Origin of the sequence: Acidithiobacillus ferriphilus (assembly GCF_028215975.1) — a bacterium.
Classification (GTDB): domain Bacteria; phylum Pseudomonadota; class Gammaproteobacteria; order Acidithiobacillales; family Acidithiobacillaceae; genus Acidithiobacillus; species Acidithiobacillus ferriphilus.
In genome coordinates this window covers 2,377,915-2,402,850 of the sequence record NZ_CP116458.1, presented here as the reverse complement: position 1 = coordinate 2,402,850, position 24,936 = coordinate 2,377,915, and the positions used below count along the sequence as shown (strand labels likewise).

The 24,936-nt window shown below is 59.5% G+C and carries 29 protein-coding genes; 20 read left to right on the top strand and 9 right to left on the bottom strand.

The features are described from left to right. The first annotated feature begins 2 nt into the window (after positions 1-2). The 9 genes from PJU76_RS12080 to PJU76_RS12040 all read left to right on the top strand — a co-directional run bounded on the left by PJU76_RS12080 (position 3) and on the right by PJU76_RS12040 (position 8,913). Complete coding sequence (locus tag PJU76_RS12080) at positions 3-281, top strand: HPr family phosphocarrier protein (protein WP_229065883.1); 279 nt, start codon at positions 3-5, stop codon at positions 279-281. After that, positions 278-1,990, top strand: a complete 1,713-nt coding sequence (ptsP, locus tag PJU76_RS12075) for a phosphoenolpyruvate--protein phosphotransferase (protein ID WP_271779724.1) — start codon at positions 278-280, stop codon at positions 1,988-1,990. Before PJU76_RS12080 ends, ptsP begins: the two co-directional genes overlap by 4 nt. Next, positions 1,977-3,254 carry an AsmA family protein gene (locus PJU76_RS12070; protein ID WP_271779723.1) on the top strand — a complete coding sequence of 426 codons (1,278 nt, stop codon included), beginning with the start codon at positions 1,977-1,979 and terminating at the stop codon, positions 3,252-3,254. The genes ptsP and PJU76_RS12070 overlap by 14 nt, the downstream gene beginning before the upstream one ends. Beyond that, positions 3,251-4,360, top strand: coding sequence for an A/G-specific adenine glycosylase (mutY, locus tag PJU76_RS12065; RefSeq protein WP_271779722.1), 1,110 nt, complete (start codon positions 3,251-3,253; stop codon positions 4,358-4,360). Before PJU76_RS12070 ends, mutY begins: the two co-directional genes overlap by 4 nt. 132 nt (positions 4,361-4,492) lie before the next feature. Continuing rightward, on the top strand, positions 4,493-4,765 hold the full coding sequence (locus tag PJU76_RS12060) for an oxidative damage protection protein (protein ID WP_064220116.1): 273 nt from the start codon (positions 4,493-4,495) through the stop codon (positions 4,763-4,765). Positions 4,766-4,951: 186 nt separating this feature from the next. Continuing rightward, positions 4,952-6,478 carry a HAMP domain-containing sensor histidine kinase gene (locus tag PJU76_RS12055; protein WP_215892446.1) on the top strand — a complete coding sequence of 509 codons (1,527 nt, stop codon included), beginning with the start codon at positions 4,952-4,954 and terminating at the stop codon, positions 6,476-6,478. Positions 6,479-6,482: 4 nt separating this feature from the next. Then, the gene (locus tag PJU76_RS12050) at positions 6,483-6,779 is read left to right on the top strand and encodes a hypothetical protein (protein ID WP_271779721.1); all 297 of its coding nucleotides are present in this window, start codon (positions 6,483-6,485) and stop codon (positions 6,777-6,779) included. A gap of 5 nt (positions 6,780-6,784) precedes the next feature. Next, positions 6,785-8,164, top strand: coding sequence for a sigma 54-interacting transcriptional regulator (locus PJU76_RS12045; RefSeq protein WP_271779720.1), 1,380 nt, complete (start codon positions 6,785-6,787; stop codon positions 8,162-8,164). Positions 8,165-8,298: 134 nt separating this feature from the next. Further along, positions 8,299-8,913 carry a histidine phosphatase family protein gene (locus PJU76_RS12040; protein WP_271779719.1) on the top strand — a complete coding sequence of 205 codons (615 nt, stop codon included), beginning with the start codon at positions 8,299-8,301 and terminating at the stop codon, positions 8,911-8,913. 22 nt (positions 8,914-8,935) lie between these two features. Here PJU76_RS12040 and speE read toward each other — a convergent pair whose 3' ends face one another. Further along, on the bottom strand, positions 8,936-9,772 hold the full coding sequence (gene speE, locus PJU76_RS12035; RefSeq protein WP_271779718.1) for a polyamine aminopropyltransferase: 837 nt from the start codon (positions 9,770-9,772) through the stop codon (positions 8,936-8,938). Between the two features lie 119 nt (positions 9,773-9,891). Further along, on the bottom strand, positions 9,892-10,293 hold the full coding sequence (gene speD, locus PJU76_RS12030) for an adenosylmethionine decarboxylase (protein WP_271779717.1): 402 nt from the start codon (positions 10,291-10,293) through the stop codon (positions 9,892-9,894). Positions 10,294-10,603: 310 nt separating this feature from the next. On the opposite strand from speD, the gene PJU76_RS12025 reads away from it, so the two are divergent. Genes PJU76_RS12025 through pdxA form a run of 8 tightly spaced genes read left to right on the top strand, consistent with a single transcriptional unit; the run spans position 10,604 to position 15,832 of the window. Beyond that, complete coding sequence (locus tag PJU76_RS12025; RefSeq protein WP_271779716.1) at positions 10,604-11,428, top strand: ABC transporter ATP-binding protein; 825 nt, start codon at positions 10,604-10,606, stop codon at positions 11,426-11,428. A 3-nt stretch (positions 11,429-11,431) separates the two neighbouring features. After that, complete coding sequence (gene mlaE / locus PJU76_RS12020; protein ID WP_271779715.1) at positions 11,432-12,214, top strand: lipid asymmetry maintenance ABC transporter permease subunit MlaE; 783 nt, start codon at positions 11,432-11,434, stop codon at positions 12,212-12,214. A 14-nt stretch (positions 12,215-12,228) separates the two neighbouring features. Continuing rightward, positions 12,229-12,690 carry an outer membrane lipid asymmetry maintenance protein MlaD gene (mlaD, locus tag PJU76_RS12015; RefSeq protein WP_271779714.1) on the top strand — a complete coding sequence of 154 codons (462 nt, stop codon included), beginning with the start codon at positions 12,229-12,231 and terminating at the stop codon, positions 12,688-12,690. A gap of 12 nt (positions 12,691-12,702) precedes the next feature. Then, positions 12,703-13,341 (top strand): MlaC/ttg2D family ABC transporter substrate-binding protein, encoded by a 639-nt coding sequence (locus tag PJU76_RS12010; protein WP_271779713.1) that lies wholly within the window; start codon positions 12,703-12,705, stop codon positions 13,339-13,341. Positions 13,342-13,367: 26 nt separating this feature from the next. Then, positions 13,368-13,655: an STAS domain-containing protein gene (locus tag PJU76_RS12005; RefSeq protein ID WP_271779712.1), complete on the top strand. Its 288-nt coding sequence runs from the start codon at positions 13,368-13,370 to the stop codon at positions 13,653-13,655. Then, positions 13,648-14,568, top strand: a complete 921-nt coding sequence (locus PJU76_RS12000) for an ABC transporter ATP-binding protein (protein WP_271779711.1) — start codon at positions 13,648-13,650, stop codon at positions 14,566-14,568. The genes PJU76_RS12005 and PJU76_RS12000 overlap by 8 nt, the downstream gene beginning before the upstream one ends. A 5-nt stretch (positions 14,569-14,573) precedes the next feature. Further along, positions 14,574-14,834, top strand: a complete 261-nt coding sequence (locus PJU76_RS11995; protein ID WP_271779710.1) for an RNA-binding S4 domain-containing protein — start codon at positions 14,574-14,576, stop codon at positions 14,832-14,834. Further along, positions 14,831-15,832, top strand: coding sequence for a 4-hydroxythreonine-4-phosphate dehydrogenase PdxA (pdxA, locus tag PJU76_RS11990; protein WP_271779709.1), 1,002 nt, complete (start codon positions 14,831-14,833; stop codon positions 15,830-15,832). Before PJU76_RS11995 ends, pdxA begins: the two co-directional genes overlap by 4 nt. Before the next feature lie 26 nt (positions 15,833-15,858). Here pdxA and PJU76_RS11985 read toward each other — a convergent pair whose 3' ends face one another. Then, on the bottom strand, positions 15,859-16,413 hold the full coding sequence (locus PJU76_RS11985) for an HNH endonuclease (RefSeq protein WP_271779708.1): 555 nt from the start codon (positions 16,411-16,413) through the stop codon (positions 15,859-15,861). Between the two features lie 62 nt (positions 16,414-16,475). Here PJU76_RS11985 and rsmA point away from each other — a divergent pair, with 62 nt between their 5' ends. Together rsmA and PJU76_RS11975 are read left to right on the top strand one after the other, a co-directional pair. Then, entirely contained in the window at positions 16,476-17,276 is an 801-nt protein-coding gene (rsmA, locus tag PJU76_RS11980; protein ID WP_271779707.1) for a 16S rRNA (adenine(1518)-N(6)/adenine(1519)-N(6))-dimethyltransferase RsmA, read from the top strand. A gap of 2 nt (positions 17,277-17,278) precedes the next feature. Then, on the top strand, positions 17,279-17,746 hold the full coding sequence (locus PJU76_RS11975) for a YbjN domain-containing protein (protein WP_271779706.1): 468 nt from the start codon (positions 17,279-17,281) through the stop codon (positions 17,744-17,746). Here the strand turns inward: PJU76_RS11975 and PJU76_RS11970 are convergent. Together PJU76_RS11970 and argS are read right to left on the bottom strand one after the other, a co-directional pair. Next, entirely contained in the window at positions 17,712-18,536 is an 825-nt protein-coding gene (locus tag PJU76_RS11970; RefSeq protein WP_271779705.1) for an SPOR domain-containing protein, read from the bottom strand. The two genes, PJU76_RS11975 and PJU76_RS11970, sit on opposite strands and share 35 nt — an antisense overlap. 6 nt (positions 18,537-18,542) lie before the next feature. Next, a complete protein-coding gene (argS, locus tag PJU76_RS11965) occupies positions 18,543-20,282 on the bottom strand; it encodes an arginine--tRNA ligase (RefSeq protein ID WP_271779704.1) in 1,740 nt (579 codons plus the stop codon). 102 nt (positions 20,283-20,384) lie between these two features. On the opposite strand from argS, the gene PJU76_RS11960 reads away from it, so the two are divergent. Next, entirely contained in the window at positions 20,385-21,311 is a 927-nt protein-coding gene (locus PJU76_RS11960) for a mechanosensitive ion channel family protein (RefSeq protein WP_271779703.1), read from the top strand. On the opposite strand, the gene PJU76_RS11955 is transcribed toward PJU76_RS11960, so the two are convergent. From PJU76_RS11955 to PJU76_RS11940, 4 genes are all read right to left on the bottom strand, one after another. Next, entirely contained in the window at positions 21,230-22,795 is a 1,566-nt protein-coding gene (locus PJU76_RS11955) for an MFS transporter (RefSeq protein ID WP_271779702.1), read from the bottom strand. The genes PJU76_RS11960 and PJU76_RS11955 overlap by 82 nt on opposite strands. Positions 22,796-22,913: 118 nt before the next feature. Continuing rightward, positions 22,914-23,825 carry a 50S ribosomal protein L3 N(5)-glutamine methyltransferase gene (gene prmB / locus PJU76_RS11950; RefSeq protein WP_271779701.1) on the bottom strand — a complete coding sequence of 304 codons (912 nt, stop codon included), beginning with the start codon at positions 23,823-23,825 and terminating at the stop codon, positions 22,914-22,916. Further along, positions 23,826-24,587, bottom strand: coding sequence for an exodeoxyribonuclease III (locus tag PJU76_RS11945; RefSeq protein WP_271779700.1), 762 nt, complete (start codon positions 24,585-24,587; stop codon positions 23,826-23,828). It abuts the gene before it with no gap. A gap of 12 nt (positions 24,588-24,599) precedes the next feature. Next, complete coding sequence (locus PJU76_RS11940) at positions 24,600-24,884, bottom strand: DUF2322 family protein (RefSeq protein WP_064218855.1); 285 nt, start codon at positions 24,882-24,884, stop codon at positions 24,600-24,602. Positions 24,885-24,936 lie beyond the last annotated feature (52 nt).

Sequence of the window (24,936 nt, the reverse complement as noted above, 5' to 3'; positions counted from 1 at the left end):
AAGTGGCGGTGACCCTGCGCGTAGATTATCCCATTATCAATCAGCTCGGCTTGCATGCGCGGCCTTCGGCTAAATTTGTCAGCCTTTCGGTGCGCTATCCCTGTACGGTCTGGTTGGTGCGTAACGGTCAGCGGGTCAATGGTAAGAGCATCATGGGGCTAATGACCCTCGCTGCGGCGCAGGGGACCGTTCTGACCCTGGAAACGGATGGTGAAGAGGAGCAGGCTTGTGCCGATGCCTTGCTCGCCCTCGCGGCGGATCGTTTTGGTGAAGAATCATGAGCTTTGAACTGGCGGGGATTGGCGCCTCTGGTGGCATCGCCATCGGTACGGCGTTGGTACTGGAGTCGACCACTCTCGATATCCCAGAACATATACTGTTGCCTGAAAATGTAGAACCGGAAGTGTTGCGCCTGCGTGCAGCCTTGAGCAGCGCCCGGGATGAGTTGTTCTCGGTGCGCGACGCAATCCCGAGTGATGCCCCGCAAGATACCCGTCTTTTTATTGATGCGCACTTGTTGATGCTCGATGATCCGGCGCTGCGCGAGCGGCCCCTGCGGTCTATTCGTGATGAACATCGCAATGCCGCCTGGGCTATTCATTTGGAGCGGGAGCGGCTGCTGGAGATTTTTGACCGCATGGAAGACGCGTATTTGCGCGCCAAGCGGGAAGATATTATTCAGGTGATAGACCGGGTTTTGCGTCACCTGATTGGTGTAAAGACCCCTGTCCTGCAGAGCGCCGAGGGTCAGATCATCATCGCCGAGGACCTGACGCCAGCCGATACGGTGTTGATGAAAAAAGACAAGGTGCTCGCCTGGGTAACTGACTTTGGTGCCGCGAACTCCCACTCCGCTATTCTTGCCAGAAGTCTTGGTCTGCCTGCCGTGGTGGGCACGCACTCGGCGACGCGCCTGCTGCGCAGCGGCGATGTGGTGATTGTCGATGGGGATCAGGGAATTCTGCTGGTTGCGCCGGATGCCCTGATATTGCAGCAATATAGGGCTTTGCAGGAGCAGCGGCAGAGGCGTAGGCGACTTCTGGAAGAGCAGCGTGACCTGCCCGCGATAACCGCAGACGGGGTGCTTATTCATCTGCGCGCCAATATTGAATTGCCAGACGATACCGATATGGTGCGGCGCATGAACGCGGATGGGGTGGGCCTTTATCGTAGTGAGTTTCTCTTCATGAATCGTCCGGACATCCCGGATGAGGAAGAGCAGTTCCACGCGTTTGCCCGAGTGGTCGAGCAAATGGATGGCGCACCGGTGACGATCCGCTCTCTCGACATCGGCGCCGACAAAGGCCTGCACGACGACGATGCCGGGCTCCATGCGGCGCTTAATCCGGCCCTTGGCTTGCGTGGGCTGCGTCTTTGTCTGCGGCGTCCGGAGTGGTTCCGGCCACATCTGCGCGCCATTCTTCGGGCCTCGGCACTGGGGCCGGTACGACTGATGCTACCCATGCTCAGCAGTATGGGGCAATTGTTGCAAACCCGGGCGCTGGTCAGCGAGTTGCAGGCAGAATTGCGCGCCGAAGGGCATAACTGTGACCCGGATATGCCTCTGGGAATTATGGTGGAAGTGCCTGCCGTGGCGATGGCCGCACATTACTTTGCCGGGCAGGCCGATTTTTTCTCCATCGGCACTAACGATCTGATTCAGTACGCACTGGCGGTGGATCGCGGTGATGATGACGTCAATGATCTTTTTGATCCCTTGCATGCCGGAGTATTGGCGATGATCCAACACACCATCGCCGCCGGCCGTGCACGGGACATTCCCGTGGCCATGTGCGGCGAGATGGCCGCGAATCCGGCCTTCACGGCCTTGCTGCTGGGATTGGGGTTGCGTGAATTCAGTATGTATTCCGGTGCCATTCCCGAGGTCAAGGAAGCGATCCGACAGACCACCATCGTGGATGCCGAGGCGTTGGCTGCGCGCGCGCTTTCCGGCGAAATGCCGGTGTTGCCGGGGGGTGGGCATAGCTAGGCTGATTCTGCGCAGGATCACGACGTCTGTTATTGTCGTGTTGATCTTTGTCGTTTTGGGTGCCGTGCTGTTCTGGTTCGGAGGTGGTCCCCGCTACGTTGTAGAGGGGATTTTTGCTGCCCGCTTGCAGCAACCGGTGCATCTCGCCGCCGCCCCGGAATGGCGTTGGGGAAAACAGCAACTACGGATCACGTTGGTGGGTCTGCGCGTCGGTTCGGCGGCCCATCCGCAGTTCAGCGCAAGTCGGCTCATGGTGGCGCTAGGCTGGCGCTCCCTCCTGCACGGCCAGATGCAGCCCCGGCAAATTGTGCTGGATGCACCCGTGCTTAACGGGCCATGGAAAGGCGGTGCTAGCGTCGGCGGAGCTGTTCTTTCCCTGCCGGTCAAGATGATCGTTCGCGATGGTACGTTACGCTGGCCGAATGTGGTGGGGCATGCCTTGTCCCTGACGGCGGTGAATGGGCAGGTGTTGGCGACGGGGCCCAGCCGGTTGGTGGGTGACTGGCACTGGCGGGGGAAAGTCGGGCGCTGGCATTTTGCAGCCGAGATGGCGCCGGCGGTGGTCGCGCGGAATATTTCTTTGCAAGTAGGTACGGCCATTGATCCGACGCTCCTGCAGGTGGCTATTCCAACACTCCAAAGCACAGTAAAGGACATGGTCGTGCCGACGCTGCGCATCCGGTGGCAAGCGCGCGGGAACGGTCAGGCACATTTGCGCCTGCAGGCGTTACGTCTGAACATGGCGCAAAGCCAGCTTGCAGTGCAGGACGGCGCGCTGATCGTGGGGGATGAATTGGCACTCCAGGTCCGAGCAGTGGACCTTAACTGGAAGGTGTTGCGGGGTCACTTGGCCTATCAGGTTGCCATTCGGCGTTTGCCCCAGCTGGCCACCCGCTGGGGGCTGCCCTTGCCGAAGTTGACCGACCCTAATGCTTTGCAACGATTGACGTCGACGGGTACAGTCCAGTTGGACAATCCCCATTTTCAGTGGATCGTCACCCAGGGCGAGTTGGATCACAGTGCCTGGATGGGCAAAATATCGGGGACCTGGAGACCGCTGGCTATTGATGTCAATCTGAGCGTGGCGCGGCTCAATCTCGGGCGATATCTGCCGGCTCCCCAAGCGGGCAATGCGGCGCGGCTTCCCGCCCTGCCGCAGCAGTGGCCAGTCACTGGTGAAATCCACGTCGCCAAGCTCCTTTGGGGCAAAATGCGTGCCCGCGATCTGATTATTCGCAGCACAAGTTCCAAAGCGCAGCCATGATCCCCATCGCGGAAGCCCTGCTGGATTGGTACGCCTGCCATGGGCGTCACGACCTGCCGTGGCGCCAGAGCCGCGATCCCTATCATCTCTGGCTTGCAGAAATCATGTTGCAGCAAACGCAGGTGGAGAGCGCCAGACCCTATTACGCCCGCTTTTTGCAGGCTTTGCCGAGCTGGCAGGCATTGGCGGCGGCACCCCAAGATCAAGTGCTCGCCCTGTGGAGCGGGCTCGGTTATTACGCTCGTGCCCGCAACGCCCAGCGCGCGGCGCAGGAGGTGGTTACACGCTTCGGTGGTCACTTTCCCAACACCCTCGAAGCTGCCGTTACTCTGCCGGGGGTGGGCCGCAGTACGGCGGCGGCGGTGCTCGCCAGTGCTTTCGGACACAGGCAGGCCATCCTCGATGCCAATGCCCGGCGCGTGCTCATCCGTAGCCATGCCATAGATGCTGATCCGAAGGCCGCTGCGACGCAGCAGTGGCTCTGGACACTGGCCAGCGCCCTTACTCCTGAGGATGCCCATGGTTACAATCAGGCCATTCAGGACCTCGGTGCCATGGTCTGCACCCCACGCCAGCCGCGCTGCGTGGCCTGTCCCTTAGTCGATCGTTGTCTGGCCCATGCCCAGGGACGCAGTCATGCCCTGCCGGCGATCGTTAACAAGGCCCCAAAACCGCAGCGCTGTGCCTTTTTTCTCCTGGTCGTGGATACGGAAGGGCAGATATTGCTGGAAAAGCGGCCGGATTCCGGTATCTGGGGGGGGCTCTGGTGTTTGCCTCAGGCGGCACCCGATGGCGGTGCATTCCCCATTCTTTGTAGTGGTGCCCTGCATCCGTTGGAAGACACCCCTGCCGTGCGGCAATCGTTGCAAGCGGCCTGGTCGCGTCGGCTGGGGTTGAATCTCCAACTGAGGGCATTAGCGGAAGAACAGCAACATGTTTTTACCCACTTTCAGTTGCGCTTTCGCTGTGTCCATGCGCGCGTTTGGGGCAGCGCTGTTGCGGATTCAGCCGCCACCCTGCGTTGGTATCGCCCCGCAGACGCCCTGACACAAGGATTGCCCACGCCCATTCGTCGGATTTTACGGGAGAGGAGCGGGGGTTGCTAACCCCCGTTTTGGGTTATCTGTGCCGCCCACTTAAGCGGCCATGCCCTGTGGCTTATTCCTGGGCGGCGAGTTCAGGTAATATAGAGCCACACAGAGTATTACCCATCCCAGAATCATCGAGGAGCTTCCGTTATGTCACGAATGGTACAGTGCGTAAAACTCGGCCATGAGGCCGAAGGTCTTGATCGTCCGCCTTATCCTGGCGCCCTTGGCGCGCGAATTTATCAAGAGGTCTCTAAGGAAGCCTGGCAGGGCTGGCTCAAACACCAGACCATGCTCATCAACGAGTATCGTCTTTCTCCCATTGATCCCAAATCGCGGACATTCCTGGAAAAACAGATGGAAGCCTATTTCTTTGGCGATGGTGCCCAGGCACCTGAAGGCTACGTACCGCCTGCGCCCTAAACCCCTTATCCTTATATGGATGCTACATAACAGCTATTAAAAGCATGGCTACGCCGTCGAAAAACAGCCCTGCCGAACGCGAAAATTGGAACCGCGTTGCGGTTGCACTTGGCGCGATAGCTCTTGCACTTTCCAGCTCACGAACCTACGCTGAGACTCCCTTTCTGCGTCGGAGCCTGCCGGTCTATGGCATTACGCCCGAGTTCCATTTCCAAGCTGGCTGTCATTGGCTTTGGCCTGGTCATTGTGCCATTGGTGCTGGTCATTGTCAGTGTGACCATTTCTATTGCCCATTTTGCCGAGCAGGGGCAGGTGAGTATTCTGCGCGCGGTGGCTATGAGCGATGCTGCCAACCGGATGAATAACGCGGTGCGCTCCATGGAGCGCTACGGGCTGCAATATACGGTGTTACAGGATCAGGCTTTACTGGTGCTCTATGATCAGAGTTTTACGGAGTACAAGAAATCCAGTGCCCGATTTGCTGCCGCCGGGCCGTCTCCCGTTGATCGACGACGTCTTCAACGCTTGGCCGATCATCTGGCCCATGCTCGCCAAATGCTGCCGCTGGTGTCGTTAGGGGGAAATCGCAGTGCACTGGAGAGCGACTTCAGCCGTGCCAGTGCTGAGGCGCAACACCTGCAAAGCGACGTCAATGAAGGCATCAGCACCGAGGTGGCCAAGTTGGGCACGCGGGCACTGGCGATCAAGCGTCTGACCATTGTAGAAGTGCTGCTGGTGTTGCCACTCTCCATTGCCTTTGCGATCCTGTTTATCGTGCTGATCACCCGCCCAATCCGGCGTCTTGACCAGGCGGTTTCCGGTCTCGGTGATGGTGATCTGGAAACGCCCATCGCCGTGCAGGGGCCGCGAGACATCGCCAGTCTGGGCGATCGTCTGGAGTGGTTGCGTAATCGACTCAATGCATTGGAGGCGGCGAAATTACATTTCCTGCGGCAGCTTTCCCATGAGTTGAAGACGCCGCTGACGGCCATCCGTGAGGGCGCAGAGCTGCTCCAGGAGGACCTGGGCCATGAACTGGGTGCCGACGAGCAGCAGGAGATTGTGCATATTGTTCGCGACAACAGCCTGCGTCTGCAGCGACTGATTGAGGATCTCCTGCGTTTCAGCCTGGCCGAGGGACCGGTGGGCGCGGGTATGGTGCAGGATATCTCCCTGACAGCGGTGGTGGAAGACCTGCTGTTGAGTTATAAGCCCAGTCTGCGCAGCAAATCGCTGCATCTGGTCACGGAGTTGGCCGACGTGCGGGTGCGTGGTCATGAAGACCGTCTGCGGACTATTTGCGATAATTTGTTGTCAAATGGCGTGAAGTTCTCGCCGCAAAACGCTACCATACGGATATATTTGCAGGTACAGGACGGCCAGGCGGTCCTTGATGTTCAGGATGAGGGGCCGGGTGTGGCGCCCGCAGAGCGTGAAAAGATTTTCGATATTCTCTACCGGGGCGAGGCCTCGGATGCCGGGAAGGTCGAGGGCAGCGGGTTGGGACTGGCCATCGCCAGGGAATATGTACTGAGTTATGGGGGAAGTCTTGAATTGCTGGACAAAGAAACGCCAGGGGCGTGCTTCCGGTTGCGCCTACCGCTCATCGATCATATCGCTTCCCACGGTGCTTATCGTGCTGACCTTGGCGGGTTGCGCAGCCACACCGTTGATATCATCCCCCCCCAACACAGTGATCCTCAAGCCAGGTGAACAGGTGATAAAGACCAGCGCCCTGGCGGCCTTGCAAGCCCAGATTGCGGCACTGGAAAAAGCTACTCCAGTGACTGCGAGTACGGCGAGTTGTGTTTCTGAAAAAGCGGAAGCCGCCAGCTTGAGTAAGCAACTTGCCGATGCCCGGGCCGGTGATCCCGGCTACCAAAAACTGGAGGCGCGGGCGAATGATTTGCAAAACCGGCTTGCCGAGTCCCGACAGCGCGAGATGGTTTTGCGTAAAAAACTTGATGAACTGGTACAAATCGAAAAAAACGCGCGCTTGCCTCAGGGGCACTAAACCGAATGGAAAAAGGCAGAATTTTACTGGTGGATGATGACGCTGATCTCTTGCGTTTGTTGTCTTTGCGTATGAAAACGGCCGGCTATGCCGTCAGTACCGCCGCCAGTGGCAACGAGGCGCTCTCGGTGCTGGCGATGGAGCATCCGTCTTTGGTCATCACTGATCTCAAGATGGACGAGATGGACGGGATGGCGCTGCTCGACGCTATCCGCCGTGACTATCCGACTTTGCCCGTCATCATCCTCACTGCCCATGGTTCCATCCCTGATGCTTTGCTGGCGGCAGATCAGGGCGTCTTTGCCTTCCTCACCAAACCCTTTGACGGCAAGGATCTGATGGCGCAGGTCGAACGCGCCTTCAGCCTGACCGCGGCGGTTCCACCCTCTTCGGATAAGAAGGGCAGGGATTCCAGTTGGGACCGTATCCTGACCCGCAGTCCAAAAATGCAGACGGTGCTGGATCAGGCGCGTCTGGTGGCGGCGTCTGATGCCAGTGTTTTTGTGCATGGTGCCAGCGGTACGGGTAAAGAATTGCTGGCGCAGGCCATTCATCAGGCCAGTCCGCGCCGCAATCAGGCCTTTATCGCACTCAACTGTGCCGCCTTTCCCGAGCAACTCCTGGAGTCAGAACTCTTCGGGCATAAAAAGGGCGCCTTTACCGGCGCGGCCAATAATCATCAGGGGTTGTTTCAGGCAGCGGATGGCGGCACCCTCTTTCTCGATGAAATCGGCGACATGCCCCTCTCCCTGCAGGTCAAACTGTTGCGGGCCTTGCAGGAACGGGTGATCCGCCCCGTCGGCGCCACCGAGAGCATTGCCGTGGATGTGCGGATCATCTCTGCGAGTCACCGGGATCTGGAGCAGGAAATGGCTGCCCGGCGATTCCGGGATGATCTCTATTATCGCCTTTGTGTGGTAACTCTGGATTTGCCTGCCCTGGCCGAGCGCCCCGAGGATATCCCGCTGCTGGCCGAGTTTTTTTTACGCGATACGGCGGCCAAAAACCGCAAGGATGTCCGTGGTATCGCGCCGGAGGCCATGGAACTGCTGGTGGGAGCGCCTTGGCCGGGTAACGTCCGACAACTGGCCAACGTCATTGAGCAGGCGGTGGTGCTGTCTACCACTCCGCGAATCGGTGCGCCCCTCATCCGCCACGCTCTGCGCGACAGGGAGGGTGAAGTCATGCCCCTGGCCGATGCCAAGGGCCGCTTCGAAATGCATTATCTGATCCAGATTATGCGCATGACCCGGGGCAACGTGAGTCAGGCTGCACAATTGGCGCAGCGCAACCGGACGGAGTTTTATCGCCTGCTGCGTCGTTACCACCTGGATCCCGCCGCCTTCAAAGAAACGGGCAGCGAAGAAGACGAAGCGGAGATATAGGGGATCGCCCTGAAGAATCGGCGATTCACTCTGAGCCATGATCAATGGGTTGCTGGACGGACAATCCAGGTTTAGCAGCAACCATCAGGAAAATTACTGGTGCGGGGAATGGTCGGAGCTATTGGAGGTTTCCCATGAAGATAGAATCCATCACCCTGGTGCGGCATGGCATGACGGCATGGTCGGATAGCGGCAAACATACCTCGGTGACCGATGTGGCATTGACGGCGGAGGGTCGGGTAGACGCGCAAGCGCTCTGGGGATCCTTTGTGGAGCAGGGACATTTTGATGGCGTTTACTCCAGCCCCATGCTGCGGGCGCAGCACACAGCCATTCTCGCGGGATTTGCCGATCCTGAACTACACCAGGGACTTTGTGAATGGCGCTATGGCCGCTATGAGGGCATGACGACAGCCGAAATTCGCCGAGAAAATCCGCAATGGAGTGTTTTCCGTTGCGGTGGACCGGGTGGTGAAAGTCCGGAAGCCGTCAGCGCCCGTTGCGACGGGCTGCTTGAGGAATGGGATGAGAAGGGCCACCGTCATGTACTGTGCTTTGCCCATGGCCACATTCTGCGGGCGCTGGCCGCCCGTTGGCTGGGGCTGGAGTTGCGTTTTGGTGAGCATCTGCATCTGGACCCGGGCAGCATTTCGTGCCTGGGTTGGGAGCATGAAGTCCCCGCCCTGCATCTGTGGAATTATTGTCCGCAACGCCCGGTCATCGGACCGCGCGCTGCGGGCGGATTCTAAATACCTGTCCGGAGATGATCGCTCAAGGCAGCAGAAAGGCCGGCGCGACCTGCGCCGCCTGTTGCATCCCGGCGTGATAATAATGCGTGCCCGAAAAAGCATGGGCATCGTCAGCGCGAAACGCATCCATAGCCAGACCCTTGCGTCCCAGTGTCCCGCTCCACCAGCCGGAGGGATAGCAGAACTGCGGAAAGTACACGCTGTTCACCGCGTCAAAGCCCGCTTCCGTCATGCGTTGCTGGCACTGACGGATCAGGTTGGCATGTAACAAGGGAGATTCAGACTGGGCCACCAGCACGCCCTGATCGGCCAGCGCATGGTGGCAAGCCGCGTAAAAGTCCGTGGCGAAAAGCCCCGCCGCCGGTCCGACCGGGTCGGTGGAGTCGACGATGATCACATCATAGCGTCCCGCCTCCGCCTCTTTGACCCAGGCGATGCCATCGGTAAAGTGAAAATGGGCGCGGGGGTCATTATTTTTCTCACAGAGTTTCGGGAAGAAACGCTCGGCGACGCGAGTGACCCGCTCATCCAGCTCAACCTGCGTGGCTTCTTCTACTTCCCGGTGGCGCAGCACCTCGCGCAGGGTGCCGCAGTCACCACCGCCGATGATCAGTACCCGTTTGGGCATCGGGTGGGTGAAGAGGGCTGGATGGCTCATCATTTCGTGATAGAGAAAGTTGTCGCGGTCGGTGACCATCACCAATCCGTCCAGCGTCATGAGGGTGCCGAACTGCTCGGTTTCGAAGATCTCAATGACCTGATAAGGACTCTGCTCGCGATGCAGCACTTCGCGGATTTTCAGGCTCAATGCTGCGCCGTGCTCTTCATAGCGCTCGGTGTACCACAGTTCTGTGCTCATAACCGCCTCTCTCGACGCTGGGGATGGTGGGGTGCTCGCGGGGGATTTTGCGGAAGAAACGCGCAAAAGAAAAGGGCGGACCGGTTACCCAGGTCCGCCTGTTACCGCTGTGAGTCATTTCAAGCGCAGAGAACCGGCTTGACGCGCAACTCATGGGCAGGAACGCCCATCATATCCACTTGCCCGCGCTTCATCTCCATGGTGGAGACCTGCTCGGCGCCAAAGGCTTCCTTGAGATAATTCAAGGCATCCTCGGGCTGGATGATATCGCCGCAGGTGAAAATATCCACCGCTGCGTAGCCATATTCCGGCCAGGTGTGAATGGCCAGATGCGACTCGGCGACGATGACGGCGCCGCTCACCCCATAGGGCGAGAAGTGGTGAAAAGTTTGCGTCACGATGGTGCAATTGGCACGCCGGGCGGCCTCGAGCATGGCATCTGTAACATAATCAACATCAGACAAGGTACTGCCGTCACAGTGGTAAAAATCTGCGACGATTTGATGTCCCAATGAGCGCATAGGTGCCCCCCTTACCAAAGTTAATAAACGGTTAAGAAGTAGCTCCCGTGCACCCCCAGACAGTACTTGGTTTTATGCCCTACCTTGCTGGAACGATGCTTTGCTCCAAATCTCTTAAGGACTGACCCCCTTAGTAACTGCTTTCGGTGCCGTGGAAACAGACGACGAACTATACACTTATGCGCTGAGGATGCAAGGGTTTTTAGCGGGTGGCGAGGGGTGATTTGCATCCCTTCTGCGCGGCGTTCTAGCCCCATGCTGACCGTTCGGTTTATACTGTGCGCCATGATCGCAAAAGCAGAGAGCGCCCATGGCCGCTGAGGCCCTTGTCGAACTGGAAAACGTGCACTTTTCCCGGGGACCGCATCCGGTCTTGGCGGGGGTGGATATGCGTATTCCCCAAGGGGCCATCGTCTCCCTCATGGGAGCGAGCGGTGGCGGCAAGACGACCGTGCTGAATCTGATGGCCGGTACCCTGGCGCCACAATCCGGGCGCATTCGGGTGGCAGGGCAGGATCTGCAAGCGCTGGATTTTGAGGAGCTATACCGGTTGCGCCGCCGCATGGGCATGCTTTTTCAGCACAGCGCCCTGTTTACCGATTTTAGCGCCTTTGAGAATGTCGCTTTTCCTCTGCGCCGCCATTTCCGGCTGAACGAGGGTATCTTGCGTAAACTGGTGTTGATGAAGCTGGAGGCGGTGGGATTGCGGGGCGCGGCTGGATTGATGCCCGCCGAGCTCTCCGGCGGCATGGCTCGGCGGGTGGCGTTGGCCCGTGCGGTGGTGATGGATCCGATGCTGATTTTTTACGATGAGCCCTTCACCGGCTTGGACCCCATCAGTGTGGGAATTATCGCGACTCTGATCCGTCGCCTCAATGATGCCCTGGGCGCGACCAGTATTCTCGTCAGCCACGATGTGCAGGAGACTTTTTCTATCGCGGATTATGGTTATATCCTCGCGGGCGGCAAAATCATTGCGGAAGGTTCACCGGAAGTCTTGCGGGCCAGTGATTCAGAACTGGCCAGGCAGTTTCTCGGTGGGCAGCCGGATGGGCCGGTGCCCTTTCATTATCCGGCGAGAGATAACTACGCTACCGCTTTGATGCGTTCGGCGGCTGCGGGTGAGGTGATTTAGAGCATGGCCTTTCTGGATTTCGTGCCGAATCTGGGGCGACAGGTATTGCTGACGATCCCCAACTTGGGGGCCGCGGCGCGTTTTCTGCTGCGGAGTTTGGTGGCGGTGATCAACCGCCATTTCAGCATTCAACAACTGCTCAAGCAGGTGTATGGCTTTGGGGTGCGGTCGCTGCTCCTGATGATGGTCGCCGCTTTCTTCACGGGTATGGTGTTGGGTTTTCAGGGGTATTACGCGCTGGTGCGCTTTGGCGCCACTTCGGCACTGGGCACCCTGGTCGCCCTGTCGCTCCTGCGCGAGCTGGGGCCGGTGTTGACGGCGCTGCTCTTCGCCGGGCGGGCGGGGTCGGCGCTGACCGCCGAAATCAGCTCCATGAAGGCGACGGAGCAGCTAAACGCCATGGAAATGATGGCGGTCAACCCATTTGCCTGGGTCGTGGCGCCCCGCCTCTGGGCGGGGATTATCGTCGTGCCTATACTCTGCGCTATTTTTGATCTGGTCGGCATCTTGGGTGGATACCTCATTTCGGTGCCGGTGCTGGGCGTGGATGGTGGCACTTTCTGGGCGCAGATGCAGTCTAATGTCACGTTTTCCGGTGATATCCTGACTGGTCTGTTCAAAGCTCTTTGCTTTGGGCTGGTGGTGACCTGGATCGCTGCCTGGCAAGGTTACGCGGCACAGCCGACAGCGGAAGGCGTGGGTAACGCCACGACGCGCAGCGTGGTGACGGCATCGCTGGCGGTGCTGGGTCTCGATTTCATTCTCACGGCTTTCTTGTTCACCTAAGGGGTAGACGGCGCATGGAAAAACGAGCGATAGACTGGTGGGTGGGCATCTTTGTGCTCCTCGGCATCGCTGCTTTGGTGGTGCTGGCACTGCGCGTAGGGAACCTCTCCGGCTTCGCCTACAACGACGGTTACGTACTGCATGCGAATTTCACCAATGTGGGCAGCCTCAAGGTGCGCAGCCCGGTCAGACTGGGTGGGGTCACGATCGGTGAGGTGACCCACATCGGTATGGACCCCAAGACCTTCATGGCGAAGGTGACCATGCGTATCGAACCGAAGGTGAAATTGCCGACGGATACGGGTGCGTCCATTTACACCGAGGGGTTGCTGGGCGAGCAGTATGTGGCCGTTCAGCCGGGTGGAATGCCGCAGGAGCTGAAGCCGGGCAGTACCATTACCATGACGCAAAGCGCGGTCAATATTGATCAGCTAATCGGCCAGATGGTCTTTGATAAGGCCTCGGGTAGCAAATAGGGAGGATTCGGTATGCGTCAAATTTCTTTGATTTCTATGGCATTTTTTTTACTGGCCTGGACGCTGCCTGCTGCGGCAGAAGACACGCAGGGGGCGGTAGCGGTGGTTCAGCAGCTTACCAATAGTGTACTCAAGGTGCTGCGCTCCAATGACGGCAAGCCGATCACGCCAGCCGTGAAGAAAGAGGTGGCGGATATCGTCTTGCCGCACATGGATTTCACCACCATGTCGCAATACGTGATGGCGCGGTACTGGCGGCAGATGGATCCGGCCCAGCAGCAGGAATTTGTGGTGCTGTTCAAGGATCTGCTGGTGCGTACCTACAGTAATTCACTCAATCATTACCACGGGCAGACGGTAAAAATCACTGGCAGCCAGCAGATCTCCCAGAATCCGCCAGTGGCACAAGTGAACATGGTTATTCGTCAGAACGGTAGTGGTCCAGATGTTCCGGTGATTTATGCCCTGCTCTACATCAACAACTCCTGGCGGATTTACAACACCTATATTGACGGGGTCAGCATGGTGCTGAATTACCGGCAGAGCTTTGGCCAGATCGTCGCGAGCCGTGGAATCCCCGCTCTGCTCCAGGATATGAAGGCCAAGGATGGCATGGGCAAGACACCAGGCAAAACGGCGGCGGCCGCTTGAGCGCAGTGGCCTCCTGGGAGCGACGGATGATTGACGGTGCTCCTTGGCTGTTTCTGCAAGGGGACTGGCGGGTGGCACCACTGGATAAGGTACTGCGATCCTTTGCATGGGTGAAAGACGGACAGGGCTGCACAGAAATTTCCGTCGTGGAGCTAGAGGCTGCGGACAGCGCGACGCTTGCCGTGTTGATGGAGTGGGTACAGCAGGCCAGGCAGCGTGGAACCGCGCTACGCATTCATGGGGCGTCTTCCAAGCTGCAAGAACTGGCGAGTTTGTATCGTCTGCAGGATATTTTGCCGCTGTGCCATGACTGATCCCCTGGCTATTCACATCGCCGGGTTGCGCAAAGCCTATGGCAGCGGCCATTTGGCCTTGGCTGGCGTAGATCTGGATGTGCACGCCGGAGAGTTTTTTGGTCTGCTGGGCCCCAATGGTGCGGGGAAATCTTCGCTGATCAACATCCTGGCCGGGACTGTGCGCCGTTCGAGCGGGGTGGCAGAAATCTTCGGCTTTGATGTGGAGCGGGATTTTCGCCGGAGCCGTCAGTTGCTGGGGGTCGTGCCCCAGGAGTTGGCCTATGACCCCTTTTTTACCGTGCGCGAATTTCTGCGCATGCAATCCGGCTATTTTGGTTTGCGTCACAATGATGACTGGCTGGATGAGTTGATGGCGGAACTGGATCTGACGGACAAGGCCAACGCCAATTTGCGCGCTTTGTCCGGTGGCATGAAGCGGCGGGTGCTTATCGCCCAGGCTTTGGTGCACAGGCCCCCGGTGGTGGTGCTGGATGAGCCGACTGCCGGGGTTGATGTGGAACTGCGTCAGGGGCTCTGGCGTTTTATGCGACGGTATAATGAAGAGGGCCATACGGTCATTCTCACCACCCATTATCTGGAAGAGGCCGAGGAACTCTGCCAGCGGATCGCCATTCTCCAGCAGGGACGAATGGTTGCCTTGGACAGCAAGGATGCATTGCTGCGTACCTCCAGTTGGCGGGTGCTCACGGTGACCTTCGACCGCGATCCGGGCACGCTCCCTCCTGAATTGGCGGAGTTGCTGACCGGTGCCGCAGAAAATACCCGGGTACTCAGGATTGATGCCCGGAGAAGCCCGTTGGGGGGCGTCCTGGCACAATTGCAAAAATTGCCCGCCCAGATCCTGGATTTGCGCCTTCAGGAGCCACGTCTGGAAGATGCCTTCACGGATATCCTCGGACAAGGGCGCTAATTTTGGTGGACCATTTGCGTCTGGATCTTTTCCTCAAGATGTCACGCCTGATCAAGCGCCGCAGTCTGGCCAAAGAAATCTGTGATGGCGGATGTGTGCAGATCAACGGTCGGCTGGCTAAGGCGGGGGCGATGGTGCAGGTGGGTGATGTGCTCACTATCGATATTCGGGAGCGCCTGATGCGGGTACGGGTCTTGCGTATTCCGCAGCGGGTTGAAGGACCGGAAGGGGTAGTGGAAGTGCTGCTCGAGGAGGTTGGGGAATGATCGCAGAGCCACGTTTGTTGCTGACGGTGGGAGAACCCGCAGGCATCGGCCCGGATATTTGCCTGCAATTGGCCAGCCACGCCCTGCCCTCCGGGATCCTGCTCATTGGCGACCTGCACTGTCTGCGCAGCCGCGCCCTGACTCTGGGTTTATCGCTGCGACTGGAATCCTGGCAGGAGGGCAATCCCTGGCCAGCGCCGGGAAGCGGTGTGTTGCATGTGCTGGACGTGCCCCTGGCTCAGCCTTGTCGCCCCGGCCATCTGGATGTGGCTAATGCACCGGCGGTATTGGCTACCTTGGATAAAGCGATGCACCTGTTACGGGCAGGCGCTGCGGATGCGCTGGTAACGGCCCCGGTGCACAAGGGCATCATCAACGACGCGGGGATTCCCTTTACCGGGCATACAGAATATCTCGCGGAAACCTGTGGCAGTCCGGAGGTGGTCATGCTGCTGGCTGGTCGCGGCCTGCGGGTGGCGCTGGCGACGACTCATCTGCCTTTAGCCCAAGTGGCGGCAGCCATTACCCCGGAAGGGTTGGAGGGTACGTTGCGCATCCTGCACCGGGCCATGCGTGAAGACTTCGCCCTTTCGGCACCCCGTATTCTGGTCGCTGGTCTGAATCCCCATGCCGGGGAGGGCGGGCACTTGGGGCATGAGGAACAGGATATCATCGCGCCAGTGATAGCAGCATTGCAGGGAGAGGGGCTGCGGGTCAGCGGCCCGTGGCCGGCCGACACCCTGTTTACCCCGCGCCTGCTGGAAGATGCCGATGCGGTGCTGGCGATGTATCACGACCAGGGGCTGCCGGTGCTGAAGTACCATGCCTTTGGTGAGGCGGTAAATATTACCTTGGGTTTGCCTATGGTGCGCACCAGTGTGGACCACGGCACGGCGCTGGATGTGGCGGGCACGGGCCGGGCAGAAGGAGGCAGTTTGCTGCGGGCGCTGGATGTCGCTGCGGAAATCGTCCGCAACCGGCGCCTCGCGGGCCGTTGATGCCTGCCGCAGGCCGGTCTGCATACTCAAAAAATGCGGTTGCGTCCCTCTGGCACCTGGGCGACCAGGAACTCCATCTGATCGGCGAGAATGCGCCGATTACTGAGCAGCAGATACTCGGCCCAGGTCGGGGTGAAGGGCACCGCGAGCAGCGGCATGTGCGCCTCGTCGGGGGTGCGATTGTCCTTGCGACTGTTGCAACTGCGGCAGGCGGTCACCACGTTGGTCCAGATATCCTTGCCCTTGCGCGAGATGGGAATGATATGGTCACGGGTGAGTTCGCGGAGGGGAAAGTGTTTGCCACAGTACATGCAGAGATGACGGTCGCGATGAAACAAGGTCTGGTTGGACAGTGCCGGAGGGCGAATGCTGCCCTGATGACGGCCACGGACGGCGATGACCGGATGAATGTCGAGTTGCGAGAGAATGCCACTGCGGCGGCAGATGCCGCCGTGAGCGGTAAAGAAAGGATTCCCCAGTGTCCAAGCAACATTACCTCGGACATAATGGGCCGCGGCTTCTTCCCAGGTTTCCCAGGCCATGGGACGACCACCGACGTCAAGGCGCAGCACGAGGTGCATAGACTTTCCGTTTCGCATCGCCTGCTAGAGGCGTCGACCAAATATAGCATGAAGATGTGCTAATGTTGCAAGAGGGGCGCCTGCCGCGTGCAAAAAAGCGTTTCGGACAGAATTTTCTGGTTCAGCCGCAGATCATTGCGCGTATTGTGGCGGCTATTCGCCCCGTGCCCGGCGATCAATTGGTGGAGATCGGTCCGGGGCCGGGGGCGCTGACCAAGGCTTTGCTTCGCCTTTTGCCGCAGTTGACGGTGGTAGAACTGGATCGGGATATGATTGCCGGTTTGCACGCGCTGGCGTCGCCGGAGCAGCTACAGGTCATAGAGGCGGATGCGCTGGAGGTCGACTTCCCGGCACTGGCCGGTGCCGGGAATATCCTGCGGGTGGTGGGTAACTTGCCTTACAATGTAGCGACGCCGCTGATTTTTCATATACTGGAGCAGGTGGAACAGGTGCGGGATATGCACTTCATGCTGCAAAAAGAGGTGGTGGACCGTATGGTGGCGGTGCCAGGAACCAAAGCTTACGGACGGCTTTCGGTGATGGTACAGGCGCACTGCGCGGTGGAATCCCTGTTCACGGTGGCTCCTGGCAATTTCTTTCCGGTGCCCAAAGTGGATTCGGCCTTCATGCGCCTGGTACCCCATCGTCCAGGGTTGCTACCACGCCATTTGCAGGTGCCTTTTGCGCGGATTGTGGCCACCAGCTTTGCCCAGCGCCGCAAGACACTCGCCAATAATCTGCGCGGCATTTTGAGCGCGGACGACTTGCGGGGTTTGCAGATTGATCCCGGTTGCCGCGCCGAGACGCTGGATCAGGCCGCCTTTTTCCGCCTCGCCGAGGCCATTGCTGAACAGGGAAAGTGATCATGAATCATTTGGAAGTTGCCGAGAAACTGTTTGCCGAACTGGAATGGGAAGCGAAAACACTGCCCGATTATCCGGTCCTCACTTGCGCGTTGCAGGTGCCTAATGGCGTTCTGGACATTTTTTGCCATGTGCATGGCGAACGGGAGCGTATCCTGTTTTACCTGCGTCCCCAGAATCTGGAGATAACGATGGGAAAACGCCTGGCGGTGGCGGAGTTTCTGACCCGTGCCAACTATGGGCTGGCTCTGGGTAACTTTGAGCTCGATATGGAGGATGGAGAAATCAACTTCAAGACGATTCTCCAGGCGCCTGCCACCGTGTTGAGCACTGCCCTGTTGCGTCCTTATCTGCTGGTTGGCGTGGAGACCATCAACCACTACCTGCCAGGGCTGGACCGGGTGCTGAGTGGCCAGGAAACCCCGGCTGCCGCGATCAAGGCGTTGGAGATTGTGACAGCGGTGCATTGACCCCGGAGCCGATGATTCCGCTGCCCAGCAGCAGCGGAGTGATGCCCATGCCGCGGATTTTTGCAAGGGTGGGCTGGGCCGCTGCCAGAGAATCGAAGGTGTTGGTGCGGAGCCGGTAGAGGGTGTTGTTATCGCCCGCTTCCACCTTTTCCATCTGGGTGCTGACCCCCAGCAGGGCGAGACGATCGCGCAGGACGGCGGCGGCGGCGCGATTGGTGAAGGCGCCGACCTGAATGGTCACCGGCTGGTGGACGGCGCTGGTGCTGCTGGTCGCCGCACTGGGGATACCGGGACCGTTCCCGAGGATGTCGGCAGGAATATCCACATGCATGGCGGGCAATATCTGATAAAAATTGAAATCGACGCCGCTGCGGGTGGCGGCTGTGGAGGCCGCAGCGGCGCTGCTGGAGGTGACGACGGCGAGTGGGTCGCGCACCGCCGGAGTTTGTATAGTCGCCAGGGCAGCCGATGTGGACGCTGCCGGGCTAACAGGCTGATGCTGAGCGATTGCCGGCGCGCCATTGCTGAAGGCCGCCGCCGCCGGTAGTCTTGTCCCGCTATTGATTAAACCGAGCTTTCCGGTGGTGATGTGGATTTGTGCTATCCACCACCAGACCCCCGCACTGAGCATGATTACCAGAAGAAGCAGCAACACCCAAGGCCAGTTCAGTGCCGGAGGGGGGGGCGTTCGCTCGGTGTCATCTTCCAGCGCAACCGTCCGCCGTGGTGGGATGGGCGGGCGTGGCTCTGGCGCTCGCGGGCGGCTGGTTTGATTTTTGTAATCGCGCATAATCCTTTACATCTGCTCCGGTGCGCTGACGCCGAGCAGTCGTAATCCGTTGGCAATAGTCTGCGCGACGGTCAGACAGAGCGTCAGGCGGGCGTGGCGCAGCGGCGTTTCCTCCACCAGAATTCTGGTGGAATTGTAGTAGGTGTGGAAGGCCGCGGCCAACTCCCTGAGATAGAAGGCAATCTGATGTGGTTCGCGATCACGGGCCGCCGTGGCCACTACTTCCGGGAAGCGCCAGAGGGTGTCGGCAAGTGCGATTTCGCGGGGCTCCTGGAGGATTTCCAGGTCGACGCCGTCTGCTACAGGCAGGCTGAGGCTCTTTTCTACGGCTTGCCGCAGCAGAGAATACACCCGTGCGTGGGCATACTGGATATAAAATACCGGGTTTTCTTCGGAGTGCTTTTTGGCCAGTTCCAGATCAAAGTCCAGATGCTGGTCGGCGCGGCGCAGCACATAAAAGAAACGCGCGGCATCATTGCCTACTTCCTCGCGCAGTTCGCGCAGGGTGACAAACTCGCCGGCACGGGTAGACATGGAGACTTTTTCCGTACCGCGATAGAGGATGGCGAACTGGACGAGGACGACTTCCAGGCGTTCGTCTTCCAGACCGAGGGCGCGCAGGGCGGCCTTGACTCTGGGCACATAGCCGTGATGGTCCGCACCCCACATGTCGATGACGTGGGTGAAGCCGCGGGCAAATTTTTCAGCATGATAGGCCACATCGGAGGCAAAGTAGGTGTAGGCGCCATTGTCGCGACGCAAAACCCGGTCCTTGTCGTCATCAAAGGCAGTGGCGCGGAACCAGAGGGCGCCCTCCTGAGGGTAACAATGTCCAGCTTTTTCGAGGGCGACGACGGCGGCATCTACCGCACCCGTATCCATCAGACTGCGCTCGGAATACCAGCGCTCGTAATGCACACCGAAACCCTCCAGATCGTCGCGGATGTCGGCGAGAATCTCGTCCAGCCCGACGCTGTGCAGAGTGCGATAGTCGGCACCGAGGGACTGCTTCAGGTGGGCGATGAGGGCGTCGATGGCGATATCACCGTCGCTCATCTCGGGCAGGTTCGGCAATCCGCCCGCCGCGTGCTGTAAGCGGTCGCCGACCTGCTCCCGGAGATGCGCCGCTATTTCGCCCACATAGTCGCCGCGATAACCGTTCTCAGGGAAGGGCCAGGGCAGCGCCCCGGCGGCTTCGAGATAGCGCAGGTAGACGCTGGCCGCGAGAATATCCATTTGCCGCCCGGCGTCGTTGACATAGTATTCACAAAAGATGTCGAAGCCGTTAAAGCGGAGGATATTGGCGAGGCTGGCGCCATAGGCGGCGCCGCGCCCGTGCCCGACGTGCAGGGGGCCGGTGGGGTTGGCGGAGACGAACTCCAGTTGCAGGCGCTGGCCGACGCCATTTCGGTTGGCGCCGAAGCGCTCTTTTTCGGTACGTACCCGGTGGATGACGGCGTGAAAGGCGGCGGGCCGCAAAAAGAAATTGATGAAGCCGGGGCCGGCAATCTCGGTGCGGGCAATCCATTCCGAGGCAGGCAGGGCCGCGACGATATCGTTGGCGATGTCGCGGGGCTTGCGTCCGACCGCTTTGGCGAGGAGCAGGGCGACGTTGCTGGCGAGATGGCCGTGTTCCACCTGTTTGGGGCGATCCAGCTCCAGGGTGGCGGGAATCCCTGGAATGCTGCCCTGGGCGTGGAGTTGTTGAAGCGCCCCTTGCAGGGCCTGGCTGACAAATGCTTTCACAGGGCTACCTTATGCACGAAATTTTTGCTTTAGTGTAACGCAAGCCAGCGCTTTACGGCAGGGGTTGTTGTATCTTGGATACTGTACTGGAGCCGAGGATCGATGGGGATGCGCATAATGCATAATTATCTGGGAGGTTTCTGGCATTGGTTTACCGCCCCGTGGACGCTGCCCGGGGGGATGATTGTCGAGCCCATCGGTATGGTTGAGTTTCTGATTATCCTGGTTTTTTTATGGTGGGGGGCGGCCTGGGTGCGGCGGCTCACGCGCCGGGTACTGAGCCGGCAACTGGATCATGCCACGGCTTACGCCATCTCGCGGCTTACCTACTACATGGTTATTGCTCTGGGCATTTTCATTGCCCTGCAGACGGTTGGTGTCAATCTCAGCAGTCTGGCTCTCTTGGGCGGTGTGGTGGGTGTCGGCCTGGGTTTCGGGTTGCAGAATATTTTCAGCAATTTTGCGTCCGGACTCATTTTGCTCTTTGAACGCAGTATCAAGGTAGGCGACTACATCCAGATCAAAGAAAACGGCCTGCATGGCGAGGTCAAAAAGCTGGGCGTGCGCTACACCCAGATCGTGACCAACGACCATGTGGATATCCTGGTACCCAACTCCCAGTTTGTGAATGGCGAGGTGATCAACTGGAGTCTGGATGACCCGATTATGCGGATTCATATCCCGTTTCGCGTGCCCTACGGTACCGATCGGGAACGATTGCGGAATCTGGTCATAGAAACCGCCCTCTCCTTGCCCCTGACGGCAAGGGATGAACGTTATCTGCCGACCTTGTGGTTGAACGCGTTCGGAGATGCGGGTTATGACTGCGAAATGATCGTCTGGGTGGAACGGGCGGGGTTGATACGTCCCGGCGGAACCCGCGCCAAATATAATTGGGCACTGGCGGATGCCCTGGAGCAGGCGGGCATCGAAATACCACGCCCGCGTCAGGAGGTGGTGGTGACACCTTCCCTGGCGGCGGCACTGGCCACTACGGTGGAAAACTCGTCCTCTTCCTCCTCCACATAATTGCGCGGACCATCGGCGTTGCGCAGGGCGCTGGGCGGGATGATAAAGACGTAGGCGGTAATGGCCGCTATCAGGCAGATCCACATCGACAGACGCAGCAGGTTGTCGATGCTCAGGGTGCCCGCCTGCACTTCGATCAGGGTGTGCAGGTGTTGGGCCGAGAGTGTCGTTTCCGGATCGAAACGGCTGATCTGCTTGCGCAGATGGTCGCCGGCAAGGGCGCTGTAGCGGGCCCAGTAGACGCTCAGCAGGCTCACCCCGATGTTGGCGCTGAAGACGCGAATGAAGTTGCTGGTGGTGGCCGCTGAGGGAATTTCCGTAGCGCTGAGGCCGGAGAGGATAACCATGGTTAGCGGCACGAAGAGCATACCGACGCCCATGCCGATGAACAGCATCGGCCAAAACAGATCGCTCAGACTGCTGATGGGACTGAGGTAGGCGCTGCCGTAGGCGAAGGCAAAAATGGCAAAGCAGAGGGTCGTCAGCCGACGCAGTCCCAGTAGCCCGCGCAGGCGGTCCATCTGGGTCGACAAGGGAATAGCGCCAAGACCAATGGGAATGAGTACCGCGCTCCCCCAGAAGCCGTTGAAGCCGAGGGTTTCCTCCGCCCAGAGGGGTAGCATGGCGGCCCAGCCCATGAACATGGCCCAGCCCAGGCAGAGCAGCAGCAGCCCCAGCCAGTAATTGCGCCGGTGCAAAAAGTGCAGTTGGAGCAGGGGATGGCGAGTCTCGTTTTCGCGCCAGGCAAAAAGCAACAGGAAGACGACGGCGAACAGGGTCATTTTCAGAATGAAGGTAGAATGCCACCAGCCGTACTGCTCGCCCTGATCCAGCACCACCTGCATGCTCATCAGACCGCCGTAGAGCAGGCCGAAGCCCCAACCGTCGAAAGGCGGCGTCAGGGGATCACCGTGATCTTTGGGAATGCCCGCGCTGCCCAGAAAAAGGGCGACGCCCCAGATCGGCAGGGAGAGCAGAAAAATGCTGCGATAGCCGAGTTCCGTCGCTAGCAGGCCGCCAATGGCTGGCCCGAAGAAAAAGGGTACCAGCATGGCGTTACTCCAGAAGATGGTTACGGGGCCGTGAAATCGGCCGGGGCTGTGGCGTAAGAACAGACTCTGGCTGAGGGGGACGAGAAGCCCCGCCGCTATACCTTGTAGAGCGCGGGACAGCAGCATAATCCAGAGATTATCGGTCGCCACACTGATGACGGTGCCCACCATAGCCACGGTGACCGCCATCTGAAAGACGCGGCGCATCCCAAAGCGGGCTGTCGTCCAGGGCATCAGGGTAATCCCTAGTGACCAGTGAACAATAAAGTAGGTCAGGGTCCAGAGGGCATGATCGCTGCTGGTGGAGAGGCCGCCCGCGATGTAGGGGAAAATACCCTGCACCGAGGCGCCGTCGAAGGAGCCCATACCGAGGGCGAGACCTCCTCCCGCAAAGAGGGGCCAGGTTTTAGAAAGGGACTGTGCTGTTTCCACCAGGTGGGATCCTTGGACGTTGGCCCGGTTTAATGTTAACGCTGATATCCAGTCGCGGGCGATGCTTGCTTTTCTGGAGCGGGTTGCCACGACGGCATAACTTTGATGCGGCGCTGCCTTAGAAGCCGCCGTCGGCCGTTGCCATCATTAGGAATGCACCGGAGCCGCCCGCCGGATGCTCCAGCCAGATCAGGGGCAGATCGGGACGACGGCGGATGAGGGCCGCTTCGGCATCGCCGGTTTCCACCACCAGGACGCCGCCCGTCTGCAGGTGCTGTGGCGCCTGCTCCAGCAGAGGGAGCAGGCAATCCAGGCCATCGTCGCCGGCGGCCAAGGCGAGACGAGGCTCGTGCCGGTATTCGGGGGGCAACTCCGCCATGGCCGCCGCGTCCACATAGGGCGGATTGCTGAGGATCAGGTCGTAGCGCTGTCCATCCAATGCGGCGAAGAGGTCGGACTGATGCAGATGTACGCGGTCCTCCAAGCCATAACGCCGCACATTTGCGCGGGCTACGGCGAGGGCCTCGGCGGAAATGTCCACCGCATCCACTTCGGTGTCCGGAAAGCGCAGAGCCAGGATGATGGCCATACAGCCGGAACCTGTGCCGATCTCCAAAATGCGCTGTACCTGCGACGCCTCTACCCAGGGCGCGAAGCTCTCTTCAATAAAGGGCTCCAGCAGACTGCGCGGGATGAGGACACGCTCATCGACGCTAAAACGCAGTCCGGCAAACCAGGCTTCACCGGTGATGTAGGCGGTGGGGCGACGGAGAATCTCCCGCTGATAGAAGTAGTTGAGTATTGTGCTTTTCTCACCATCCAGCAGGCGGGCCGCGCCGAGTTCTGCAAGGTCTTCCGGTTCCAGATGCAGCGCCCACGCGATCAGGGTGTCGGCTTCGGCGCGAGGTTGCTGTTGGCCCTGGCTGAAGTCGAGCCCGGCAGCGGCAAAACGGCTGGCTCCCCAACGCCGGTAATCGGTTACCGTATGCAGGGCAGTGATAGCGAGGGCAGCATATTGTTCGAGGTTCATTCAGCCTAACTCCAGCCAGACCGGGCAATGATCGGAGCCGGTCACATCGGTGGCAATCCCCGCTCCGCGCAGGCGCGGCAGCAGACTTTCATGTATCCAAAAATAATCAAGGCGCCAACCGATATTGCGGACGCGGGCGTTGGTGCGCTGGCTCCACCAGGAATACGTTATGCTGTCCGGGTGTAGGTGACGGAAGCTATCCACCCAGCCGGCCGCTACCCACTGGTCCAGGCAAGCCCGTTCTTCGGGGAGAAAACCGGATATTTTCGCATTCTCTTTAGGGCGCGCGAGGTCGATGGCCTGATGGGCGGTATTAACGTCGCCACAAAATACCACAGCCCGACCGGTGGCGACCCGGGCGTTGATCAACTCCAGAAAGGCAGCGTAGAAATCCAGTTTGAAGGCGAGGCGTTCGGTATCCTTCTTACCGTTGGGGAAGTAGACGTTATACAGGTCGAAATCACCGCAGTCGGTGATAAGCACGCGACCTTCCCGGTCGAAGCGCGGGATGCCCAGGCCCGTTGCTACCGGTCGGCAAGGCGCTTTGCTGAAGGTGGTAACGCCGCTGTAACCGGGGCGATCGGCAACCACCCAGCGGCTATCGTAGCCCTCCAGTGCGGTTTCTGCCACTGGAAGACGATCCGGATCGGCCTTGCTTTCCTGTATGCAGAGCACATCCGGTTGCGTCGCCGCGACCCAGTGGCCTAAGCCTTTGCGACAGGCGGCGCGCCAGCCGTTCACGTTCCAGCTATAAAGGCGCATAATCACGACTTCTCAACGCATTACCCGCACGGCCAAAAAATCCCCTTCGGTCAGTACCCGTTCCAGAATGGCGCGCCCGGTATCACCAGCGGTGCCCGCCGTAGCGAGCAGGGCAAGCCCTTCCCGCGCCGCTGTTGGGCTGATAACGCCATAGCGCAGGGCTAGTTGATAGAGCACGGCAACACTGATTTCCTGACCTGGCTGCTTGACCAGTTCCCCTTGAAACTGCGCGAGCGGCCCGCCGTAGAGGAGCAGTTTGCGCACGTGGTCGATATTGGACAGTGTCGAGGCACTCATGAAGTATTCCTTCGTTAAAACATGCGGTTACGGACCAAACGGTGGCGTTTGG

Bases quoted from the DNA above. Each gene is read 5' to 3' on its own strand.
- prmB (WP_271779701.1), bottom strand. From the start codon at position 23,825: ATGAACCTCGAACAATATGCTGCCCTCGCTATCACTGCCCTGCATACG.
- PJU76_RS12000 (WP_271779711.1), top strand. From the start codon at position 13,648: ATGACTGATCCCCTGGCTATTCACATCGCCGGGTTGCGCAAAGCCTAT.
- mlaE (WP_271779715.1), top strand. From the start codon at position 11,432: ATGGCCTTTCTGGATTTCGTGCCGAATCTGGGGCGACAGGTATTGCTG.
- pdxA (WP_271779709.1), top strand. From the start codon at position 14,831: ATGATCGCAGAGCCACGTTTGTTGCTGACGGTGGGAGAACCCGCAGGC.
- PJU76_RS12045 (WP_271779720.1), top strand. From the start codon at position 6,785: ATGGAAAAAGGCAGAATTTTACTGGTGGATGATGACGCTGATCTCTTG.
- PJU76_RS11975 (WP_271779706.1), top strand. From the start codon at position 17,279: ATGAATCATTTGGAAGTTGCCGAGAAACTGTTTGCCGAACTGGAATGG.
- PJU76_RS12060 (WP_064220116.1), top strand. From the start codon at position 4,493: ATGTCACGAATGGTACAGTGCGTAAAACTCGGCCATGAGGCCGAAGGT.
- mlaD (WP_271779714.1), top strand. From the start codon at position 12,229: ATGGAAAAACGAGCGATAGACTGGTGGGTGGGCATCTTTGTGCTCCTC.
- PJU76_RS12055 (WP_215892446.1), top strand. From the start codon at position 4,952: ATGGCATTACGCCCGAGTTCCATTTCCAAGCTGGCTGTCATTGGCTTT.
- speD (WP_271779717.1), bottom strand. From the start codon at position 10,293: ATGCGCTCATTGGGACATCAAATCGTCGCAGATTTTTACCACTGTGAC.
- PJU76_RS11940 (WP_064218855.1), bottom strand. From the start codon at position 24,884: ATGAGTGCCTCGACACTGTCCAATATCGACCACGTGCGCAAACTGCTC.
- PJU76_RS12040 (WP_271779719.1), top strand. From the start codon at position 8,299: ATGAAGATAGAATCCATCACCCTGGTGCGGCATGGCATGACGGCATGG.
- PJU76_RS12005 (WP_271779712.1), top strand. From the start codon at position 13,368: ATGATTGACGGTGCTCCTTGGCTGTTTCTGCAAGGGGACTGGCGGGTG.
- rsmA (WP_271779707.1), top strand. From the start codon at position 16,476: ATGTTGCAAGAGGGGCGCCTGCCGCGTGCAAAAAAGCGTTTCGGACAG.
- PJU76_RS11985 (WP_271779708.1), bottom strand. From the start codon at position 16,413: ATGCACCTCGTGCTGCGCCTTGACGTCGGTGGTCGTCCCATGGCCTGG.
- PJU76_RS12010 (WP_271779713.1), top strand. From the start codon at position 12,703: ATGCGTCAAATTTCTTTGATTTCTATGGCATTTTTTTTACTGGCCTGG.
- mutY (WP_271779722.1), top strand. From the start codon at position 3,251: ATGATCCCCATCGCGGAAGCCCTGCTGGATTGGTACGCCTGCCATGGG.
- speE (WP_271779718.1), bottom strand. From the start codon at position 9,772: ATGAGCACAGAACTGTGGTACACCGAGCGCTATGAAGAGCACGGCGCA.
- PJU76_RS11970 (WP_271779705.1), bottom strand. From the start codon at position 18,536: ATGCGCGATTACAAAAATCAAACCAGCCGCCCGCGAGCGCCAGAGCCA.
- PJU76_RS11945 (WP_271779700.1), bottom strand. From the start codon at position 24,587: ATGCGCCTTTATAGCTGGAACGTGAACGGCTGGCGCGCCGCCTGTCGC.
- PJU76_RS12025 (WP_271779716.1), top strand. From the start codon at position 10,604: ATGGCCGCTGAGGCCCTTGTCGAACTGGAAAACGTGCACTTTTCCCGG.
- ptsP (WP_271779724.1), top strand. From the start codon at position 278: ATGAGCTTTGAACTGGCGGGGATTGGCGCCTCTGGTGGCATCGCCATC.
- PJU76_RS11960 (WP_271779703.1), top strand. From the start codon at position 20,385: ATGGGGATGCGCATAATGCATAATTATCTGGGAGGTTTCTGGCATTGG.